General features: G+C 57.4%; 20 protein-coding genes and 1 pseudogene. 6 read left to right on the top strand and 15 right to left on the bottom strand.

The features are described from left to right. Positions 1-103: 103 nt before the first annotated feature. Genes MKS85_RS19335 through MKS85_RS19360 form a run of 6 tightly spaced genes read right to left on the bottom strand, consistent with a single transcriptional unit; the run spans position 104 to position 6,053 of the window. Positions 104-1,846, bottom strand: coding sequence for an ABC transporter substrate-binding protein (locus MKS85_RS19335; RefSeq protein WP_047228549.1), 1,743 nt, complete (start codon positions 1,844-1,846; stop codon positions 104-106). Between the two features lie 46 nt (positions 1,847-1,892). Continuing rightward, on the bottom strand, positions 1,893-2,165 hold the full coding sequence (locus MKS85_RS19340) for a DUF2160 domain-containing protein (RefSeq protein ID WP_047228550.1): 273 nt from the start codon (positions 2,163-2,165) through the stop codon (positions 1,893-1,895). 10 nt (positions 2,166-2,175) lie between these two features. Next, positions 2,176-2,976 carry a carbohydrate ABC transporter permease gene (locus tag MKS85_RS19345; RefSeq protein WP_047228551.1) on the bottom strand — a complete coding sequence of 267 codons (801 nt, stop codon included), beginning with the start codon at positions 2,974-2,976 and terminating at the stop codon, positions 2,176-2,178. A gap of 10 nt (positions 2,977-2,986) precedes the next feature. After that, on the bottom strand, positions 2,987-3,853 hold the full coding sequence (locus tag MKS85_RS19350) for a carbohydrate ABC transporter permease (protein ID WP_047228552.1): 867 nt from the start codon (positions 3,851-3,853) through the stop codon (positions 2,987-2,989). Continuing rightward, positions 3,850-4,959 (bottom strand): ABC transporter ATP-binding protein, encoded by a 1,110-nt coding sequence (locus tag MKS85_RS19355; protein WP_188251350.1) that lies wholly within the window; start codon positions 4,957-4,959, stop codon positions 3,850-3,852. Before MKS85_RS19355 ends, MKS85_RS19350 begins: the two co-directional genes overlap by 4 nt. Then, positions 4,959-6,053, bottom strand: coding sequence for an ABC transporter ATP-binding protein (locus MKS85_RS19360; protein ID WP_047228554.1), 1,095 nt, complete (start codon positions 6,051-6,053; stop codon positions 4,959-4,961). The genes MKS85_RS19355 and MKS85_RS19360 overlap by 1 nt, the downstream gene beginning before the upstream one ends. 418 nt (positions 6,054-6,471) lie before the next feature. Between MKS85_RS19360 and MKS85_RS19365 the strand changes: the two genes are divergently transcribed. After that, positions 6,472-8,316 (top strand): sigma-54-dependent Fis family transcriptional regulator, encoded by a 1,845-nt coding sequence (locus MKS85_RS19365; RefSeq protein ID WP_188251351.1) that lies wholly within the window; start codon positions 6,472-6,474, stop codon positions 8,314-8,316. 99 nt (positions 8,317-8,415) lie between these two features. Here the strand turns inward: MKS85_RS19365 and MKS85_RS19370 are convergent, their stop codons facing one another. Then, a complete protein-coding gene (locus tag MKS85_RS19370) occupies positions 8,416-8,940 on the bottom strand; it encodes an anti-virulence regulator CigR family protein (RefSeq protein ID WP_047228556.1) in 525 nt (174 codons plus the stop codon). 125 nt (positions 8,941-9,065) lie between these two features. Here MKS85_RS19370 and MKS85_RS19375 point away from each other — a divergent pair, with 125 nt between their 5' ends. Beyond that, entirely contained in the window at positions 9,066-10,280 is a 1,215-nt protein-coding gene (locus MKS85_RS19375; protein ID WP_139049570.1) for an MFS transporter, read from the top strand. Positions 10,281-10,484: 204 nt separating this feature from the next. Further along, positions 10,485-10,691 (top strand): hypothetical protein, encoded by a 207-nt coding sequence (locus MKS85_RS19380; protein WP_188251352.1) that lies wholly within the window; start codon positions 10,485-10,487, stop codon positions 10,689-10,691. A gap of 49 nt (positions 10,692-10,740) precedes the next feature. Here the strand turns inward: MKS85_RS19380 and MKS85_RS19385 are convergent, their stop codons facing one another. The 5 genes from MKS85_RS19385 to MKS85_RS19405 all read right to left on the bottom strand — a co-directional run bounded on the left by MKS85_RS19385 (position 10,741) and on the right by MKS85_RS19405 (position 13,378). Next, positions 10,741-11,049: an AzlD family protein gene (locus MKS85_RS19385; RefSeq protein ID WP_047228559.1), complete on the bottom strand. Its 309-nt coding sequence runs from the start codon at positions 11,047-11,049 to the stop codon at positions 10,741-10,743. After that, a complete protein-coding gene (locus MKS85_RS19390) occupies positions 11,046-11,756 on the bottom strand; it encodes an AzlC family ABC transporter permease (RefSeq protein ID WP_173406747.1) in 711 nt (236 codons plus the stop codon). The genes MKS85_RS19385 and MKS85_RS19390 overlap by 4 nt, the downstream gene beginning before the upstream one ends. A 161-nt stretch (positions 11,757-11,917) precedes the next feature. Beyond that, positions 11,918-12,286, bottom strand: a complete 369-nt coding sequence (locus MKS85_RS19395) for a hypothetical protein (RefSeq protein ID WP_047228561.1) — start codon at positions 12,284-12,286, stop codon at positions 11,918-11,920. A 205-nt stretch (positions 12,287-12,491) separates the two neighbouring features. Then, positions 12,492-12,689: a hypothetical protein gene (locus MKS85_RS19400; protein ID WP_047228562.1), complete on the bottom strand. Its 198-nt coding sequence runs from the start codon at positions 12,687-12,689 to the stop codon at positions 12,492-12,494. A 182-nt stretch (positions 12,690-12,871) separates the two neighbouring features. Next, on the bottom strand, positions 12,872-13,378 hold the full coding sequence (locus MKS85_RS19405; protein WP_047228563.1) for an AAA family ATPase: 507 nt from the start codon (positions 13,376-13,378) through the stop codon (positions 12,872-12,874). 185 nt (positions 13,379-13,563) lie between these two features. Here MKS85_RS19405 and MKS85_RS19410 point away from each other — a divergent pair. Next, a pseudogene (locus MKS85_RS19410) lies at positions 13,564-14,373 on the top strand (GyrI-like domain-containing protein); the annotation flags it as partial. 78 nt (positions 14,374-14,451) lie between these two features. Beyond that, on the top strand, positions 14,452-14,667 hold the full coding sequence (locus MKS85_RS19415; protein WP_214914446.1) for a DUF6434 domain-containing protein: 216 nt from the start codon (positions 14,452-14,454) through the stop codon (positions 14,665-14,667). Positions 14,668-14,698: 31 nt separating this feature from the next. Here the strand turns inward: MKS85_RS19415 and MKS85_RS19420 are convergent, their stop codons facing one another. Continuing rightward, positions 14,699-14,899, bottom strand: a complete 201-nt coding sequence (locus MKS85_RS19420) for a hypothetical protein (RefSeq protein ID WP_188251353.1) — start codon at positions 14,897-14,899, stop codon at positions 14,699-14,701. A gap of 564 nt (positions 14,900-15,463) precedes the next feature. Here MKS85_RS19420 and MKS85_RS19425 point away from each other — a divergent pair. After that, entirely contained in the window at positions 15,464-15,802 is a 339-nt protein-coding gene (locus tag MKS85_RS19425) for a YceK/YidQ family lipoprotein (RefSeq protein ID WP_188251354.1), read from the top strand. A 72-nt stretch (positions 15,803-15,874) separates the two neighbouring features. Here MKS85_RS19425 and MKS85_RS19430 read toward each other — a convergent pair whose 3' ends face one another. Both MKS85_RS19430 and MKS85_RS19435 read right to left on the bottom strand, forming a co-directional pair. Beyond that, positions 15,875-16,219, bottom strand: a complete 345-nt coding sequence (locus tag MKS85_RS19430; RefSeq protein WP_188251355.1) for a hypothetical protein — start codon at positions 16,217-16,219, stop codon at positions 15,875-15,877. Beyond that, positions 16,216-16,545: an MFS transporter gene (locus MKS85_RS19435; protein WP_188251356.1), complete on the bottom strand. Its 330-nt coding sequence runs from the start codon at positions 16,543-16,545 to the stop codon at positions 16,216-16,218. The genes MKS85_RS19430 and MKS85_RS19435 overlap by 4 nt, the downstream gene beginning before the upstream one ends. Between the last annotated feature and the right edge of the window lie 1,089 nt (positions 16,546-17,634).

Here is a 17,634-nt window from a genome sequence, read left to right on the forward strand (position 1 = left end):
CGCCATCGCGGGCAAGCCTTGCTCCCACCGTTTTGCGCGTCGAGGGGCCGGTCGCAAAAAAAAACGGCACCTTACGGTGCCGTTCATTCATTGCAGGTCCAGCTTATTTACGCGCCGCCTCCCATGATTTCAGCAGTTCGGCGTAGCTCACGGTTTCACCCTTAGGCTTCTCGTTGGCCAGTTTCGGCTTCGGTGCGCCCGGTTGGTCGAACCAGTATTGCGCGTCGCGCTCAGGGTTCATTTTCGGGGCGCAGGTGGCCTGGGCCTTGGAGCGTTCCAGGCGGGTCATGATTGCGTCCTGATCCTTGGCCAACCCGTCGAGTGCCTGTTGCGGAGTCTTCTCGCCGCTGGCGGCTTCGGCGATGTGGCTCCACCACAGCTGAGCCAGGCGTGGATAGTCCGGCACGTTGGTCCCGGTCGGGGTCCATTGCACACGGGCCGGGCTGCGATAGAACTCAACCAGCCCACCGAGTTTCGGCGCCAGATCGGTCAAGGCCTGAGAGTTGATGTCCGACTCACGAATCGGCGTCAAACCTACAATGGTTTTCTTCAGCGATACGGTCTTGGACGTCACGAACTGCGCATAGAGCCAGGCGGCCAGCCTCTGCTTCTCAGGCGTGGACTTGAGGAACGTCCAGGAGCCCACGTCCTGATAGCCCAGCTTCATGCCCTCTTCCCAATACGGTCCGCGCGGCGACGGCGCCATGCGCCATTTCGGCGTGCCATCGGCGTTCATCACCGGCAGGCCCGGTTTGGTCATGTCGGCCGTAAAAGCGGTGTACCAGAAGATCTGCTGGGCGATGTTGCCTTGCGACGGCACCGGGCCGGATTCGGAGAAGGTCATGCCCGCCGCTTCCGGTGGCGCGTACTTCTTCATCCAGTCCACGTATTTGGTGGTGGCGAACACAGCCGCGGGGCCGTTGGTGTCGCCGCCACGGGTCACGCTGGAGCCGACCGGATGGCAATTTTCGACGCGAATACCCCACTCGTCCACCGGCAAGCCGTTGGGCAGGCCCTTGTCGCCGCCACCGGCCATGGAGAACCAGGCATCGGTAAAGCGCCAGCCCAGGGACGGATCCTTCTTGCCGTAATCCATGTGACCGTAGACGCGCTTACCGTCGATTTCCTTGACGTCTTCAGTGAAGAACTTGGCAATGTCTTCATAAGCCGACCAGTTCACCGGTACACCCAGCTCGTAGCCGTACTTTTCCTTGAACTTGGCCTTCAGGTCGGCCCGCTCGAACCAGTCGGCGCGGAACCAGTACAGGTTGGCGAACTGCTGGTCCGGCAGTTGATAGAGCTTGCCGTCCGGCGCGGTGGTGAACGAAGTGCCGATGAAGTCCTTGAGGTCCAGGGTCGGCGAGGTGTAGGCCTTGCCTTCGTTGGCCATCATATCGGTGATCGATGCGGTCTTGCCGTAGCGAAAGTGCGTGCCGATCAGGTCCGAGTCATTGACCCAACCATCGTAGATGTTCTTGTCCGACTGCATCTGGGTCTGCAGCTTCTCCACCACGTCGCCTTCCTGCAACAGGTCGTGGGTCAGCTCGATCCCGGTAATGTCCCTGAAGGCCTTGGCCAGCACCTTGGATTCATATTCGTGGGTGGCGATGGTTTCCGACACCACGTTGATTTTCATGCCGCGAAATGGCTCGGACGCCTTGATGAACCACTTGAGCTCTTCGAGCTGCTGTTCGGCTGTCAGGGTAGACGGCTTGAATTCACTGCCAATCCATTTTTTCGCCGCGTCTTCATAGGCGTCGGCCCAGGCCGCAGCGCTCAACCCGCTGAGTGCCAGCACGGCTGCCAATGAAACGCTATGTCGCAGCTTATTGTTTTTATCGAACATAGAGACCTCCTGTTTGGGTTTAAGAGCCTGATCGTCGAACCTTCGACTAGCCCCACCGCATCACTGCCAACAGCCACACCAAAGACAACGCGAACGCTATCCAGATGCTCCAGTCGGTGGCGCCGATTACCAGCAGATGCAGGTAGGCGCTACCGAGAAGACCGATAAACAACCGATCGCCACGGGTGGTGGCAATCGGCAGGAAACCGCGCCGAGGGATACTCGGCGAACGCAGTTCCCACGTAGTCATGCCTGCCAGCAGCAAGGCGATGACACCAAAGAAGGCCGCCGTCGGGCCGGTCCAGTTCATCCATTCCATCATCGTCTCCTCAGACCCGGCCCAGGGCAAAGCCCTTGGCCACATGGTTGCGTACGAACCAGATCACCAGCATGCCTGGCAGGATAGTCAACACCCCCGCCGCCGCCAGCACGCCCCAGTCGATACCCGATGCCGAGACCGTGCGGGTCATGACCGCCGCGATCGGCTTGGCATTCACCGAGGTGAGGGTGCGCGCCAGCAACAGTTCGACCCAGGAAAACATGAAGCAGAAAAACGCCGTGACGCCGATGCCGGAGCCGATCAACGGGATGAAGATCTTCGCGAAGAACTTGGGGAAACTGTAGCCGTCAATGTAGGCAGTCTCGTCAATTTCTTTCGGCACCCCGGACATGAACCCTTCGAGGATCCACACCGCCAGCGGCACGTTGAACAGGCAATGGGCCAAGGCCACAGCGATATGAGTGTCGAACAGCCCGATGGACGAGTACAGCTGGAAGAACGGCAGCAGGAACACCGCTGGCGGCGCCATGCGGTTGGTCAGCAGCCAGAAGAACAGGTGTTTGTCCCCCAGGAAACGGTAGCGGGAAAACGCATAGGCCGCCGGCAACGCCACAGCCAGGGAAATCACCGTGTTCAGGCTGACGTAGTACAGCGAGTTCAGGTAACCGGTGTACCAGCTCGGGTCGGTGAAGATCACCTTGTAGTTCTGGAAGGTGAAATCCTGGGGCCACAGCGTCAGGGTGCCGAGGATCTCGGTGTTGCTCTTGAACGACATGTTCAGCAGCCAGTAAATGGGCACCAGCAGGAACAGGATGTAGATCAGCAACGGAATCAGCTTTCTCTTGCTCATGGCGCGGGCCTCAACGGTTGGCGTCGGAATGAGTCATGGCGGTATAGAACAGCCACGACACCAACAGAATGATCAGGAAGTACACCAGGGAAAACGCTGCCGCCGGGCCCAGGTCGAATTGACCGATGGCCATCTGAGTCAGGGTCTGGCTCAGGAACGTGGTGGCGTTACCCGGCCCGCCGCCGGTGAGCACGAACGGCTCGGTATAGATCATGAAGCTGTCCATGAAGCGCAGCATCACCGCGATCAGCAGCACGCTCTTCATTTTCGGCAACTGAATATGCCGGAACACCGCCCAGTTGGAGGCCCGGTCAATTCGCGCGGCCTGGTAATACACGTCCGGAATCGCCCGCAACCCGGAATAGCAGAGCAGCGCCACCAGGGACGTCCAATGCCAGACGTCCATCACCAATACCGTGACCCAGGCGTCCATGGTGTTGGCCGCATAGTTGTAGTTGATGCCCATGGCGTTGAGCGTGGAGCCCATCAGGCCGATGTCGGCGCGGCCGAAAATCTGCCAGATGGTGCCCACCACGTTCCATGGAATCAGCAGCGGGATCGCCAGGATGATCAACACCAGGGACGACCATTTGCCCTTGGTCGGCATGGTCAGGGCGATGGCGATGCCCAACGGAATCTCGATCAGCAGTACGCACGCCGAATAGATGAACTGGCGCAGTAACGAGTCGTGCAGCCGTGGATCGAGCAGCACCTGCCTGTACCAATCGGCACCGACGAAATAACGACTGGACTGGTCGAAGATGTCCTGCACCGAATAGTTGACCACGGTCATCATCGGGATCACCGCACTGAACGCCACCAGCAGGAACACCGGCAACACCAGCCACCAGGCCTTGTTGTTCTGCACCTTGTTCATGGCTGCACCTCGCTCAACGGTTCCAGCAAGTATTCATCGGCATACACCATCAGCCATTGGCCCGGAAAACTGATGTACGCAGTGCCTTCGGGCACCGGTTTGTCTTCGGCCAGGCGCACCTTGATCGGCGCGCCATCGAGGTTGAGGGTGAGGATCTTGTAGGTGCCCAGGTCCTCGACGTGGACCACATCGGCCCGCATCGCATCGTCGTAAGGCCCGTCCCAGACATGGACAAATTCAGGACGAATACCGACCTTCAGGCTTTTGCCTTCGGCCTGGGCAATACCGCGTTGCAACGTTTCGGACAGCGGAAAGTGGGTGGAAGCGAAACCGACGCCGCCGGGTTGTGCCGTGACCTCGATCAGGTTCATCCCCGGGCTGCCGATGAAATAGCCGACAAAGGTGTGGCTCGGACGCTCGAACAACTCCCGAGGCGTACCGAACTGCACGATCTGACCGCCATACATCACCGCGATCTTGTCGGCGAAGGTAGAAGCTTCCAACTGGTCGTGAGTGACGTAGACCATGGTGATATTGAACTGCTCGTGGATCTGCTTGAGCTTGCGCCGCAGTTTCCATTTCAGGTGCGGGTCGATCACCGTCAGCGGTTCATCGAAGAGGATCGCCGACACATCGTCGCGCACCAGCCCGCGCCCCATGGAGACCTTCTGTTTTTCGTCGGCGGTGAGGTTGCGGGCCTTTTTGTCCAGCAGGTTCTGCAGGTCCAGGACCTCGGCGATTTCCTGCACCTTGGTGTGGATTTTCGCCTCCGCCATGCCCTGGTTACGCAGCGGGAAGGCCAAGTTGTCGAACACCGTCATGGTGTCGTACACCACCGGAAACTGGAACACCTGGGCAATGTTGCGACGCTCCGGGGTCAGGTCGTTGACGACTTTGCTGTCGAACATCACTTGGCCTTCAGAGGGGCCCAGCAGTCCGGAAATGATATTGAGCAAGGTGGATTTGCCGCAGCCCGATGGACCGAGTAACGCATAGGCGCCGCCCTGCTCCCAGATGTGGTTCATCTCGCGGATCGCGTAATCCTCTGGGCCCGCTGGGGTGCTGGTGTAGCTGTGGGCGAGGTTCTGCAAACGAATTTCAGCCATCAGGCAACCCTCGCAATACGCTGGCCTGGGGCTTGGACCAGCTTGCCCTGGGCATCGAAGACAAACAGTTTGTGGGTCGGAATGTAGATGCGGATCGGCTCATCCACGTCGTATTCATGGACGCCGGACAAGTGCAGCACCAGCAGGAAATGCTCGTTGCGCACGTGCAGGAATGTCTCCGAACCGCTGATCTCGGCCACCTCGACGGTCACCGCCAGTTCCAGGTCGTCGTCGTTGCTCGGCACCAGGGAAATATGACTGGGCCGCACACCGAAGCGGAACTCACCCTCGCCCACCGGCCGCAGATCGACGTTCAGCGGAAAGTGCACGAAATTGGCGAAACTTACTTCATTGCCGGCGATGCGGCCCGGCATGAGATTGATCGGTGGCTCGGAGAACAGCTCGGCGGCCAGTACGGTTTGCGGCTGGTGATACACCGAGGCCGACTTGCCGCTCTGGATCACCCGGCCCTCATGCAGAATCGTCGTCGTGCCGCCCAAAGCCAGGGCTTCGTTGGGTTCGGTGGTGGCGTAGACGGCGATGGTGTGGCGGGCCTGGAACAGTTCGCGCATTTCCTGGCGAAGTTCCTCACGCAGCTTGTAGTCCAGGTTCACCAGAGGCTCGTCGAACAGGATCAGTTCGGCGTCCTTGACCAGCGCCCGGGCCATGGCGGTGCGCTGCTGTTGGCCACCGGACAGCTCCAGCGGGTGACGCTGCAGGAACTTCTCAATGCGCAGCATCTTCGCGGTTTCCAGCACCTTGCTCTGGATCACCTCGTTGGACACACCGGCCTGGCGCAGCGGCGAGGCGATGTTTTCGAACACCGTCATGGTCGGGTAGTTGATGAACTGTTGATAGACCATCGACACGTTGCGCAGGCGCACCGGGCGCTGGGTGACATCAACGCCGTTCATCAGGATGCGACCGCTGTCGGGCTTGTCCAGACCGGCCATCAGGCGCATGAGGCTGGTCTTGCCGGACAGCGTGCGGCCCAGCAGAACGTTGAACGATCCGGGTTCGAAACTCAGGTTGGCATCGTCGATCCAGGTCTGGCCTTCGACGGTGCGACAAATGTGCTCAAGCGTTAATGACATGGCTCGGCCTTTTTATTATTTGGAGTCAAGCGACCCGAGTCTAAAAGCGAAAGCCGTGCCATAAATCACAAGCTCATGATCCTGTTGATTTTTTCTCTTATCCTTCAGAAAAGAACGTTCGTTGATGAACGAAAATGAACAACCTGACTGAACAACTGAACAGATTGCTGGTTGACAATGAACAATTTTGAACAACACTGAATAAAGGTTTTCGGCCGGCCTGACTTCGATCCTGTGGGAGCGAGCCTGCTCGCGATAGCTTTGTGTCAGGCACATCAATGCTACTGATCAAACGCTATCGCGAGCAGGCTCGCTCCCACAGGTTTCGTGTATCAAGTGACATTCAGGCATGCCCCAGCACAAGGAGGATGTGCGAGACTTATCACAACAATAAAAACAACATCTGCGAGAGTGCCCCATGGCCGCACCTGCTCCAGCCTTGTCCCACGAAGCCATCATCCAGGCCTCCTGGTCCCGCTGCCGCGCCTTTGGCCTGAATCACCAGAGTGTGCCTGCCTTCGATCAATTGCCCGCCGAAGGCATTGCCCAGTTGCTGGAAAGCCAGCATTCGCTGGTGCAGACCACCCACCAGGAAGTCCTGCCGTATTACGAGAATATCCTGAGCAACTCCAATTGCCTGATCATGCTGGCCGACAACCAGGGCCAGGTGCTGACCTCGTGGGGGACCCAGCGCTTTATCGAACCGAAACTGGCCCATGGTTTCAGCGCCGGGGCGAGCTGGATGGAGCGCTGCAGCGGCACCAATGCCATCGGCACCGCCCTGGCCTGTGAACAGGCGGTGCACATCGAACACGATGAACACTTCCTCAAGGCCAACCGCTTCATGACCGGCTCCGCCGCGCCGATCTTCGACGCCGAGCGCAAGGTCATCGCAGTGCTGGACGTTTCCAGCGACAGCTACCTGCCGCCCTCCCACACCCTGGGCATGGTCAAGATGATGAGCCAGACCGTGGAAAACCGGCTGATCCTCAACCTGTTTCGCGGTGAGCATTTCCAACTGACCTTCAACACCGGATTGAACAACCTCGACAGCCAATGGGCCGGGCTGCTGATTTTCGATGAAACCGGCCAGGTGCTCTCCGCCAACCGCCGCGCCGACAATCTGCTGGGCCTGCGCCTGTCACGGGTGAGCATCGAAAGCCTGTTCAAGGTTTCGCTGCTGGAGCTGCTGAACCAGCCCGACGGCCTGCCGTTCGCCCTGCAAGCGTCGGGGAGCAATCGCTTCCAGTGTTTGCTCAGACGCCCGCAACAGGTGACGGTCAAGGCCCGGGTCTTCAGCGAGCCAGCGCCCTCGTCCGCCCCCGCCGCGAACGTGATCAGCCTCAATACCCTGCACTTCGGCGACAGCCGCGTGGAAAAAGCCGTACGCCAGGCCGAACGCTTGCTGGAGAAGGACATTCCACTGCTGATCCACGGCGAAACCGGGGTCGGCAAGGAAGTGTTCGTCAAAGCCCTTCACCAGGCCAGCTCCCGCAGCAAGCAGCCGTTCATTGCGGTCAACTGCGCGGCGATCCCCGCCGAGCTGGTGGAATCGGAACTGTTCGGTTATGAAAAAGGCGCCTTCACCGGCGCCAATCAAAAAGGCAGTATCGGCCTGATCCGCAAGGCCGACCGCGGCACCCTGTTCCTCGATGAGATCGGTGACATGCCCCTCCCGACCCAGGCCCGATTGCTGCGAGTGTTGCAGGAGCGTTGCGTACAACCGGTGGGCAGCGCCGAGCTGTTCCCGGTGGACATTCGCATCATCTCCGCCACCAACCGCTCGTTGCGCGAACAGGTACAACTGGGCCGGTTCCGCGAAGACCTGTACTACCGCATCGGCGGCCTGACCCTGGAACTGCCGCCCCTGCGCGAACGCAATGACAAACAGGCCCTGTTCAAACGTCTTTGGGAGCACCACCGTGAACCCACACAATGGGCCGGCCTGAGCCGCGAAGTGCTGGATCTGTTCGAACGCCATCCGTGGCCAGGCAATCTGCGCCAGGTCAGCAGCGTGCTGCAAGTGGCCCTGGCAATGGCCGAAGAGCAGCCGATCCGCCCGGAACATCTGCCAGACGACTTCTTCATTGATCTTGAAATGGAGCCGGTGGAAACACCGGAGCCGCTGATGGTCGACCTGAACGATGTCGAGGACCTGAACCGCCAGTTGCAGGCGGTGGGCGGGAACATTTCGCACCTGGCGCGGCGGCTGGGGGTCAGCCGCAACACCTTGTACAAGCGCCTGCGACAACTTGAAAGCTGATGCAAAACCTGTGGGAGCGGGCTTGCTCACTCCCACAGGCGATTCGCTTAACTGACTGGCATCACTCCGAATGAGGCTGCTGTTTATTCCATTGGCGCTTTAGTCGAACGCACCGTTCAGCACTTCATAGATGATGCCGGTGGCAATCGCCACCAGAATCAGGTCCGTGCCCACCTGCTGCCATTCGTACCCGTCATAGTGCGGCAGGCGCCCCAACAAACGCCCATCCAGCTTCTTGGCAATACCCGGTGGCAACGGCTTGCCTCGGGCGAGGTTTTTCTGGATACCCGGCGGCAGTGGCGGACCGGGGCTCCAATAATCACGGTGACCGCTCACCAGGCCGAGAATGCCGCCGCGGTCGATGCTGGGGCCGTTGTGCCAATCGCCACCACCACCCGATGGATTGCCCTTGCCGCCCTGGTTACCTTTGCCGCCCTGATTGCTACCTGGGTTGCCTTGACCGCCCTTGTTGCCCTGCCCGCCTTTGTTTCCTTGTCCTTGACCCTGGCCTTGATCGAATTTGGCGTTCCCTTTGTCGTTACCCGGGTTCGCCACTACAGCGGTAGAACCCGCCACGAGGGCGAAGCAGGTAACCGCAACAATCAACGAGCGCGATTTGAACATGGTGGTTCTCACTGAAAAGGGAACATCCCTGTGAATATAGAGGCTAACAGTGATATTAGTTCCATATCATACTGCGCGCTGACAGCAAGGCCCGATACCGTACAACGACGTTTCCAAGGAGCTCCATGCGCAAGGATTACCTGGCCTTTTTCGTTTCAATGTTCCTCTCACGGCTGGCCGACCAGATACTGCTGTTCATCGTCCCGCTGATTGTTTTCCAGACCACCCAAAGCGTCTCCTGGGCGGGCCTGGCCTTCTTCGTCGAATCCCTGCCACGCTTTCTGTCGTTCCCGATCTGCGGGGCGTTGTGCGACAAGTTCTCGCCCATTCGAATCCTGCACATCAGCCAGGTTTATCGCGCCGTGATGTGCATCGCCGCCGTGGTGCTCTTCATGATTTTTGGCGGCATTTATTGGATCGTCGCCCTCTCGGCGGTCTGCGGTGTATTGACCACCCAGGGCATCATGGCTCGCGAAGTGGTGATGCCCTACATCTTCAAGCATTACACCTACACCAAGACCTTGTCGTACTCGCAGATCGCCGACCAGACCGGGCTGGTGCTGGGCCCGCTGATCGCCGCGCTGATGCTGGAGGTATGGGCCTGGCACTGGGTGGTGCTGGCGATTGCCGTACTGTTCCTGCTGGCGGACCTGGCCATGCTGTTCTGGCAGCGCACCAGCGCGGTCACACTGGAAACCTTCGAACAACATCACGACGTCTGGCTGAACCCGCTGCGCATTGCCTTCGGTCACATCCGCAACCTGGCCGAGCTGAAAAAAATCATCGGCCTGGCCGTAGGGGTCAACCTGATCATCGGCGTCACCCTCGCCACCTCGGCGGCCATGGTGATCGGCGAGTACAGCGCCGGCAAGGACTACTACGCCTGGTTACAGGCAGCCGGGGCCGTGACCACTATCATCATTCTGTTCTTCCTGGCGCGGGTGACCTTGCCCTTGAGAGTCTTGGGCAGTGTGTCTTACACGCTGATCGCCGCCGGCGCCTTCATCACAGCATTCAGCCCGACAGTGTGGGGTTACGTCGTCGGATTTCTGCTGATCGTCGGCTTCGACAAGATGTTCAACGTCTACATGCGCAGCATTCGCCAGCAGGTCATTCCAGCCAAGGATTTTGGCAAGACCGTCGGCGTCATTACCCTGCTCAACAACCTGTCACAGCCCTTGGCGGGGCTGCTGGTCGCACTGCTGGCAGCGCCCGTCGGAACGCAGCAGGTGATCCTGCTGCTGGCGCTTGCCACCAGCCTGATCGGCATCACCGTGGTCGCGTTCTTCAGCAAGACGGCAGGCATGCCGGCCGGCTATGGCGCCGACACAGACGCTTGAGAAGTCGCCCGCGTCTTTAAATATTCATCTGTGGGCGGTTAGAGTTTCCCGGTGCCCACCATTCGTCGCTAATGGAAGGTGACGCGCATTTCGCCGCCACGTCTGGCTCAGGGTTTGCACCGACTTGTCATGGCAGCCCCAGGGCGACGTAACCCTGACGCGGCGGCCGTCTTATCACTGCTGGTCAGTCACCGGAGATGTACCGTGTCAACTCTCAATGAAATCGCAGCGAACCACGCGAGAATGGCAAAGGCAAAGGAAGAAGAGTCGATACGGCTGCGTGCACTTCACGGTCAAATAGTCGGTGGTTTTGACATTGCGCCGGTCGAAACAAAACAGAAGATGCCACTGCGCTTCATGGCCGGCGTTCAGGACCACTCGTTCGGGGAGGCATTGGCCCTGAACTTCTGACCTGTGTTACTTGGAATTCATCGCCCGCTTGTGAGCGGGCGACATGGTTTCAGAACTGCCTGACCAAAGCGGCTGCAAGTATCCCGGCCGCAATCGCCGGCAGAGGTTTCTTCACGATCACCATGATGATTGCGGTGCTCAGCAAAGCCAGGCGCGCGCCGTTGTCACCCTCGATCGCCAACGGGGCAAGCACGGCCACCAATACCGAGCCGGACATTGCCGTGATGAATTGCTGCACCCGATAGTTGATCGGCACGAACGACATCACGAAAACACCGCCCCAGCGGGTCGCCAACGTCACGATGGCCATGATCAGGATGATGATCAGGGTGCCATGGCCCGCCGTGTCGATATTCATTGTTTTTTCTCCATCCACAACGCGCCCAGAATACCTCCCGCCAAAGCCCCCACCACGACATGACTGTTAGCCGGCAGATACCAGTAGGCCAACAGCGATGAACAGGCCGCCACCGTCCAGATGATGAGCATGCGCAGGTTCTTCTTCCCGCCCACGACCATCGCCAACAGGAAACACCCCATCACCATGTCGAGCCCGAAACTGACCGGGTCTTCAATGGCGCTGCCAAAGTGCAGCCCCAGCCAACTGCCCAGGATCCAGGCGACCCAGAGCGCGATGCCACCGCCAAATAAAAGCCCCAGCCCAGGTTTTCCACGGCTGAACGCTTGCATCGCCATGGCCCAGTTGGCGTCCGAGACCACCAGCATCACCCCATAACGCTTGGCAACCGGCAGCTCCCGTAGCCATGGGTAGAGCGTGGCGCCCATCAACAGGTGCCGGGCGTTGATGGCAAAGACGGTGATCATCAACGGAACGACCGGGACCTGTTGGCCCCACAGATCCAGCGCAGCAAATTGAGAAGCGCCGGCGAATACCAGCGTGCTCATGAGCACGGCTGAAACATCACTCAGCCCTGACTGCGCTGCGGCCAGGCCAAAGGCGACGCCGAATACAACGACGAACAGAGAAATGGGGAGCAGCTGTTTGAAGCCGTCGTAGATGTGATTGAGCTTTAGTTCATGCAGGCGAGATTCTACGTTCGACAAGAGATGGCCTCTTAAAATATTTGCTGCGTCACTTGAACAACCCAGGGCCGCAAGACAGGAACCGTGTCAACAAAGAAGTCATAGGGAGCCCTACGATTCAATGTAGGGCTTCCTTTAGCCATTCTCGTCAGTTATCACTGCGAACGCACTGAACTGCTGACTTACTCAACCGCCGACCGGCTATTACGCCAGAACAGATACGCCAGCCCCACCGGTGCTATGAAAATCGCCAACGACCAGCACATCGCCATGGTGAAAACCTTCACTATCAGCATGAACAGCGCATTCACGAAGAAAACGTTGTTACCCATGATGTAGCCAACAACGCTTTCGTAGACGAATCGAGAATACGGATAGAGCAATGAGTTGATGACCGCCAACACAATCAGCCCAGGCTTGGCACCGATTCCCCCAGGGCCATTGGCCGCCAAAGAGATGATCATCACAGCGAACACCAGCCCAAAAAGGAATTGGCGGATGTAGTAGCTGGTAGTAAGACCCCCAAAGGTCTTGGCGAAAAATGAGTGCATAGAAGATCCCTCTTGAACGCTGATTTAAACGAGGCGCCACCATACCAGCATCATTTTTTCGCGCAAGATCAAGCAGATCCCCGGATTGATGTCTGCGCAAGCGGTAGACAACCGGACCGAGTCCTTGCTTTTAGAAACTGAGACCTACAAAAAACGGGCGACTCATAAGTCGCCCGCTTTTGCCATAAATCAGCAAGGACAAAAGCTAAGCGTCGGGATGCTCACTGGCCACCGAATCGGCCGCCTCCACATCAGACATATCCTCCTCGACAGGAGCCTCGTCATCCGCCGGCAATGGAACCTCGGGGCCGTCCTTCTTGGGATCGTGGCCTGTTTCATTATCCGTGCCACGGGTTACGTCCTGCTGGGATTTGTTCCCAGGGGCATTCTCGTCGATTTCCATGTTGGCTCTCCGTTCTGACGCGAGGGATTTCCACGCTTAAACATCAGAGATGTCTGGGCAACTGCAAGTGCCGGGCAATGGATGAACGGCAGGTACAGAAAAAACCGGAGTTTGGATCGGTGGATTCAGGGAGCGTTGGCGCTGGACACGGAGTTCTGAGTGGACTGCGCCGCGCGCCGACGTTACTCACGGGACAGGAATCGGTCGATGATCATCGAGACCGCTTGCACCGGAGAGACCAAGGCTGTGTCTATGCAAAACGAAGCTTCATCCCATGGCTCATATTCATGATCCAGTACCGATTGCCAGGTTGGTGGAGTCAGCCCTGGAACATCAACCATCCTTGTTTCGACCCGGCGTCGATGTTCATCTTTATCGGAACAGACCACTTGGATATTTGCTAATCGGACACTGGCCTGTGAGGCGATTTCGCTCCACGCGATCCGGCTTTCGAGGACGGGATTGACACAATCAACAATGACCGTGCGGCCCAAACGAAGATTACTCCGCGCAAGCTCATTGGCGACCATGTAACCACTGCGCCCCACATCTTGCGCAAGAGCGCCCGAGTTTCGAATCGCCTGCTCAATAGTATCGATCCGCAGGTACATGGCGCCTGTTGTCGCGGCGAGATCATTGGCGATAGTCGTTTTTCCGGTGCCGGGAAGGCCGCTGAAGACGATGAGCATTCCATATCCTTCGATGAGTGAGTTAATCCAGTGTAGGCAGTAGCCTTATGGCTCGTCCTTGATATGCACGCAGGCAGACGTGGAGGTCGTTCATATGCCCTAGCGTGGAAAGCGGAAACCAATAACGATCAAATACTGTCCCCATTCATTTGATAACGTCGCTTCAGCATTCATCGAGATTCGTCATGCTGAGTATCGAAAGGGCCTTGTGGTACATCGAGCTGGAACTGGGATCCCAACTCGATCTGGGACGTGTCGCGCGCCATTGCAACATGTCTCCCTTTGCCCTGGCCCGTTTGTTTGCAGTGTCGACGGGTTGGTCGGTGATGCGTTACATCCGTGCACGGCGTTTGAGCCAAGCGGCACTGACCTTGCGTCGAGGCGCACCGGATATCCTGCAAGTAGCGCTGGATGCTGGCTATGGCTCCCATGAAGCTTTTACGCGCGCCTTCTGCGATCTGTTTGGGTTCACTCCGAAGCAGGTGCGTGGGCACGAGGATGCACATCTCTCGCTGGTGGAGCCATTACGTATGAAAGAAAGGAAACTTGTAACACTCTCCAAACCCCGTTTTGAAACCAGAGCAGCGTTTTTCATAGCGGGTCTTGGGGATCGTTTTACCTTCGATAGGAACGAAGGCATCGTCGGCCTATGGCAAGCGTTCTCCCCCTACCTGGGACAGGTTCTAGACCAGGTAAACAGCTGGAGCTATGGCCTGTGTTGTAATCCTGAACTGGACGGTAGTTTTGAGTACATTGCCGGCACAGAGGTGTCCTGCGTTGACGGTCTTCCTTCGGCTTTTCGGTATTTCAGGGTGCCACGGCAAGACTATGTGGTTTTTCGACACCAAGGCCACATCTCGACGATCCATCAGACGTTCTTCACGATTTTCAATCACTGGCTGCCTGAATCCGAATACGAGCTTGCCGACGCGCCTGAGTTCGAGCAGTACAGTCCGGATTTCGAACCCTCCCGAGAGAAGGGTTACGTGGACGTGTGGATACCGCTTGCAAGACGCCAAGCATCCCATGCCATGAACTCACAAATTAGGCCACTCAGCATGGAGCCCGCGCCCATGAGTTTTAATTGGCACAGTGATCAGCTCACAAGAGATACGCCAGTTTGCAAGAATTACCGAAACACACAGAACGTCCGTAGATTCATGGTGGAGCACTGCGGCGCGAAGTTTAAATTTGATAAAGGCTTTATGGCCTGGATACGTGATGGCGTACCTAAAACGCTTGGAGAGGTCGTCGATGAGTGGCTGCAGCGCAATCGTGATACCCATTGAACGAGCAGGCGTCATGTAAAACTCTAAACGCTCAATGAAGAACCCTGCGGCTCTCTCCAATCCTGATCCTGTCGAGCGCCCTGTTTAAAGCATCCAAGGCATCGAGCAGGGCTTTCGCCTCAGCCTCCCGACCATCGCCCCAGAGGCGTTCTGCCACTTTGTTCAGTGCCTGGATGGAGCGCTCAATTTCAGCAGCCGTCGCTGTCTTGCTTTCCTGAAGTTTCTTGGGCATTGATTATTCGTCCTCGGGCGTGTTGTTTCATCAGTTTCGACGCGAATACATCGCACGGCAGAACGCTATGCAGGGTTCCACCCATTCCACCGCCGATGCCCCCAATCGGCGATAAAGCTAGCCCAAGACCACTTCGAAAGAGATCAAATGGACGGGCCCGTTCCAGCAAAAATTTCAAAGTTTCATGCCTTTCCAGCTCAGCATCCGCCACAAGCAGTTCTGCTACAAGTTTCGCGAGTGTTGACCTGGACTAGTTCATCTTCGCCGTTCAGGTCGCCATACGCGCTATCTCGTCGGGAGCTTGCACCTGCAGAATTGCTACAACTAAACCCTGTGGCAAACCGGCATTCTTGGCAGCGGCGATCAAGTAGGCGGCGCAACTCACCGCGGAATAACCCACCAGCGGCGAGTTGACTTGAGCTTGACGCTTATCGTCGCCATAACCCTCTCCAGTGCCGCGACACAATTTGCTGATGCGCGAAAGGTGTCGAAACCTATGAACTGAGAATTCGCGATTCCACCCACTCGTCTACAATCCAAAATTCTTCTAAAGGACTTGAATCAATGAATTTCAGGTGCATTCTGTTGGTGCTCGCGGTCGCTTCAGCGTCGGGATGCGGGACGATCAATACGACCTTTCGGGATGATGCTGTGGCTAGCGGTAAACTGGCTCGCTGGCATTCCCACTGTGACTCGGTTCCACGAATCTATAGCGGTGCAGTTTTTGATTACTGCACACTGGATGCGGAACCACGGCAAAACACTGGCTTCGATGGACACCCCGCCCCAGCACTTATTGTACTCGACATGGGCCTCTCAGCTGTCGCGGACACTCTCTTATTGCCTTACTCCGTCTATCTGCAAAACAAGCACGGCGATATCAGGAAAGCGCGTTTCGAATAGCAAGGCAAGCTGATCACGGGCGGACCATTTGCAGCTGTCCCGGCTTCGCATAATTGAGAAGCGCACCCCGACTTACTTGGGTCGGCGTTCGACCCCGCCGGGCGCCTTGTCACACCGCATGCAATGCTCACAGTTCAGATGTCGGCAGATCCAGGCTTTTACCCGCTGCCAGTAGGTGACCATGAACAGGTGATGGATGCCGGCCAGAGCCAGGGCGATGTGCAGCGTCAGCCCGGCAGTGGTCGGGCCGAACAGAAAGCTGTCATGCCGGGTAGTGACCACGTACGCGCTGATGGCGATAGCCGAGTAGATCAGCTTCCCGAGGATGCCGTCCCTCACCTTGCCACTTACCACGCACCAGAATGCCCACAAGGCGATCATGCCGCAGGCGATGAAGTTGATCAGTTCAAGGTTCATGGTGGATTGCCTCCCCCGAACCTCTGGCGAATAAACGCCCAGAGGTCAGCGGCTTTGATGGCCCGGGTGATGGCGGCGATGAGTGAACCACCGAAGGTGCCCAAGAGGAAACCAACACCGGAAACGCTGCGCGGCTCCACCATCCCGAAATAGGAACTAATCACGCCCCTCAGGTAATGGGGACAGACCGCACCCGAGAAAATGAAGATGGCCCAGGCCTTTCGGTCTACCAAGTCATCACGGTGCCAGAAACTGGTGGCAATCGCGCCAATCAATCCGGCCAGTGCCCAGTGAAGCTTGTCGAGCAGGCGATGCAGGAATTCCATGCGCTCAACTCCGTAGGTATGACTGAATTTGAATCAGCTCCAGCAGCACTCCCAGCTCAGAGCAATGGGTGTAGTGGAGCCGAAAACGACAAAGCCTCGGCAAATGCCGAGGCTCATAAATATGTGGAGATATCTTTAAGCTGAGGCCACGACCCCCGCAGTGAGCAAAACAATTCCCAAATACCAACCCCAGAGGAACACCTTCGCTTGTGAGTCTTTCTTCGCATAGACGTACACGTAAAAAGGTATGACTAAGCAGAGCATGGCTTGGGGTAACGAATTTTTTATGGCAACGCAGAAAATGACCAGCTGCATAGCAACCATTAAGCCGAGCCCCGACAGGAGCAAGTAGATGACCATCCGATTACATCCATTTGAAATGAGTGGTGAATGTATCGGCGGCCCAATCAGAAACTAAAAGCCCGATAATGCCGGCTCTTTCTCTTTCCATATAAGCACAAAAAAGCCCGACGCAATGGCCGGGCTTTCTCTGTGGTGTCGCGCTTGAAAAGCTGAACACGGTGCTATGAAAACAGAGCTAATCCATATGGACAACTCTTTTTTCAAGCTGCCTCCCTCATCCGCTCCAAGACGCAATCCACCCAGGTAACGCCGGCCTTGATCAGCTCCCGGGCCTTGCCTTCGCTCGTGCCGTATTGGCGGCCGACTCGCACCGCGGCCCACTTAGCGCCGTAGTACAGCCAGATGGAAAAGGGGACAGATTTATTTCTAGCCGTCAGTTGCTCCAAGCGAATCCATTCGATGAAAACTCTCAGCGCAGCGAAGCAAAAANGCCGTATTGGCGGCCGACTCGCACCGCGGCCCACTTAGCGCCGTAGTACAGCCAGATGGAAAAGGGGACAGATTTATTTCTAGCCGTCAGTTGCTCCAAGCGAATCCATTCGATGAAAACTCTCAGCGCAGCGAAGCAAAAAACAAATCTGTCCCCTGTCTCCTTTTGGATCAGATTAACGCAGCAATTAGGGGGACGAGTGAAGCGCTTAGGGGATGATCGGAGTATCTATCCGCTCACCAGTTTCCATATCATTGTAGTGGTCAACTAATCCCGGACACGACGTTAAGTTTTTC

Origin of the sequence: Pseudomonas sp. JL2, assembly GCF_031570495.1 — a bacterium.
GTDB classification, from domain to species: domain Bacteria; phylum Pseudomonadota; class Gammaproteobacteria; order Pseudomonadales; family Pseudomonadaceae; genus Aquipseudomonas; species Aquipseudomonas rhizophila.